The 2,499-nt window shown below is 71.7% G+C and carries 1 protein-coding gene and 1 pseudogene; both read left to right on the top strand.

Going from position 1 to position 2,499, the window contains the following annotated elements; all coding sequences use genetic code 11:
• Window positions 1-116: 116 nt before the first annotated feature.
• A pseudogene (gene dhaM, locus ACQCX5_RS14835) lies at window positions 117-521 on the top strand (dihydroxyacetone kinase phosphoryl donor subunit DhaM); the annotation flags it as partial.
• Between the two features lie 15 nt (window positions 522-536).
• Window positions 537-2,447 (top strand): putative PEP-binding protein, encoded by a 1,911-nt coding sequence (locus ACQCX5_RS14830; RefSeq protein ID WP_434542204.1) that lies wholly within the window; start codon window positions 537-539, stop codon window positions 2,445-2,447.
• Window positions 2,448-2,499 lie beyond the last annotated feature (52 nt).

The raw sequence follows: 2,499 nt of genomic DNA, 5'->3' as shown, positions 1-2,499 counted from the left end.
TCCAACACGGTGGACGGGCGGCCCCGTCGCCTGCGTGGACCCCTTGTCAGCCCGGAACGCCGGGCCGGTAGCATCACCGGCAACGTTGAATCCACCAGTGAAGTTGGAGCATTCGCATGATTGGCATCGTCGTCGTGTCCCACAGCCGCCCGCTCGCCGAAGCAGCGGTGTCCCTGGCCAGTGAGATGACCGAGCAGCCACCGGCCATCCAGATCGCCGCCGGCCTCGACGACGGCACGTTCGGCACCGACGCGGTGGCCATCAGCGAGGCGATCACCGCGGCCGATTCGGGCGACGGGGTGCTGGTGATGCTCGACCTGGGCAGTGCGATCCTGAGCGCCGAGATGGCCAAGGAGTTCATCGACCCCGACCTGGCAGAGCGGGTGCGGCTGAGCGCCGCGCCGCTGGTCGAGGGCCTTGTCGCCGCCGTGGTCACCGCCTCGACGGGTGGATCGCTCGACGAGGTCGCCGACGAGGCCGCTGCGGGGGCTGAGGCGAAGCAGCAGCACCTGGGCACCGACGGGCAGCCGGCCCCGGTGGCTGCGTCGGTGGCCGGGCAGGTTGACGAGGCCGATGCCCTGGTCTTCGAGTGGACGATCCAGAACCCGCACGGCCTGCATGCCCGCCCCGCGGCCGCACTGGTGCGTTCGCTGCGCGATGTCGATGCCATCGTCCGGGTGGCCAACGCGACCACGGGTGCCGGCCCGGTGCCCGCGACGAGCATGTCGAAGGTCGCCACCCTGGGCCTGCGCAAGGACGACGTGCTGCGCGCCACCCTGAGCGGCCCCGAGGCGCCCCGGGCACTGACCAACCTGACCCGACTGGCCGAGGCGGGCTTCGGCGAGGATGTCAGTGACCCCCATGCCGGCGAGATCGTGCCGCCGGCACCGGTCGTGGCGGCGGGTGGCGCGGATGTCCCGCAGCGTTCCGGCACGCAGGTGGTGATCGGCGCGGCGTTCGTCACCGGCGGCGAGGTCGACACCAGCGACTATGTGCAGGGCCCCGATGAACGGGCCCGGCTGCGCACCGCGATCACCGTGGTCAGGGCACGGTTGAGCAACCCCGACGACATGATCCTGATGATGCAGGCGGCGCTGCTCGACGACCCGGCGCTGGTCGACCCGCTGACTGATGCGGTGCTGGCCGGCAAGGCCGCCACGGCGGCGGTTGACGAGGTCTACACCCGGGTCGCGGCCGAGTTCGCCGCGCTGCCCGACCCCTACCAGGCCGAACGCGCCCAGGACGTGCGCTCGCTGCGCCGGTTGCTGCTCGCCGAGCTGATGGGCCGGGCGCCCGAGGCGCTGCCGACGGGCGAGCATGTGCTGGTGGTGCCCGAACTCGACGCGGCCACTGCCGCCCAGCTCGACCCCTCGGCCTGCCTGGGGGTGGTGACCACGACGGGTGGTGCCACCGGCCACGGTGTGATCATCGCCACGGGCCGCGGCATCCCTGTGCTGACCGGCCGCGGCGATGCCGCCGGCGTCGTCCCGGGTGAGGTGGTCGCGTTCGACCCGGTCGGTGCGCAACTATGGGTCAACCCGGACGAAGCCACGCTCGACCAGGTGCGGGCCACCGCCGCGGCCCGCGAGGTGGAAGAGGCTGAGGCCGCCGAGCAGGCGCACGTGCCCGCCGTGAGCCCCGGCGGCAGGGTGATCACGGTCGAGGCCAATGTCGGCTCGCTGGAAGATGCGGTGCGCGGTGCCGCCGCCGGCGCCGAGGGCTCGGGGCTGGTGCGCACCGAATTGCTGTTCGGCCACCAGCAGGTGGCCCCGACGGCTGAGGAGCAGGCGGCGGTGCTGGTCGAGATCGGGCAGGCGCTGGCCCCGCACCCGATCACGGTGCGCACGTGGGATGTCGGCGGAGACAAGCCGCTGCCCTTCCTGCCGCAGGACAAGGAGCTGAACCCGTTCCTGGGCGAGCGGGGCCTGCGCACCATGCGTCGGGTTCCGGAATTCTTCGACGAGCAGCTGCGCGGCATCGCACTGGCCAGCAAGCAGGTGCCGGTGCGGCTGATGTTCCCGATGGTGACCGAGCCTGAAGAGATGGCCTGGGCCAGGGACAGGGCGCTGGCGGCGATCGAGGCGGTGGGGGCCGAGCCGTTCCAGATCGGCATGATGGTCGAGGTGCCGGCGGCGGCACTGCGTGCTGCCGAGTTCGCCGGGCTGGTGGATTTCGTCAGCATCGGCACGAATGACCTGACGCAGTACACGACGGCGACCGACCGCTCGAACGGCACGGTCTCGAAGCTCGCGAAGTCTGACAGCCCCGGCGTGCTGGAGCTGATGCGGCTCACCTGTGAGCGCCTGCCCGGGGTCACGGTCGCCGTCTGTGGAGACCTCGCGTCCAAGCCGGACATGGTGGCGACGCTGGTCGAGATGGGCATCACCGAGCTGAGCTGCCGTCCGCCGCTGGTGGGGCAGGTCAAGCAGGCGGTGCGCAGGGGCTGAGTGGGCGCGGATTGCCGCCCGACGGCGAATCTGCCTGTCGGCGGGAACTTTG

Source organism: Aestuariimicrobium sp. G57, from assembly GCF_050110855.1.
GTDB lineage: Bacteria > Actinomycetota > Actinomycetes > Propionibacteriales > Propionibacteriaceae > Aestuariimicrobium.
The sequence above is the reverse complement of the archived record's forward strand: the minus strand, read 5'-3'. Positions and strand labels throughout refer to the sequence as shown.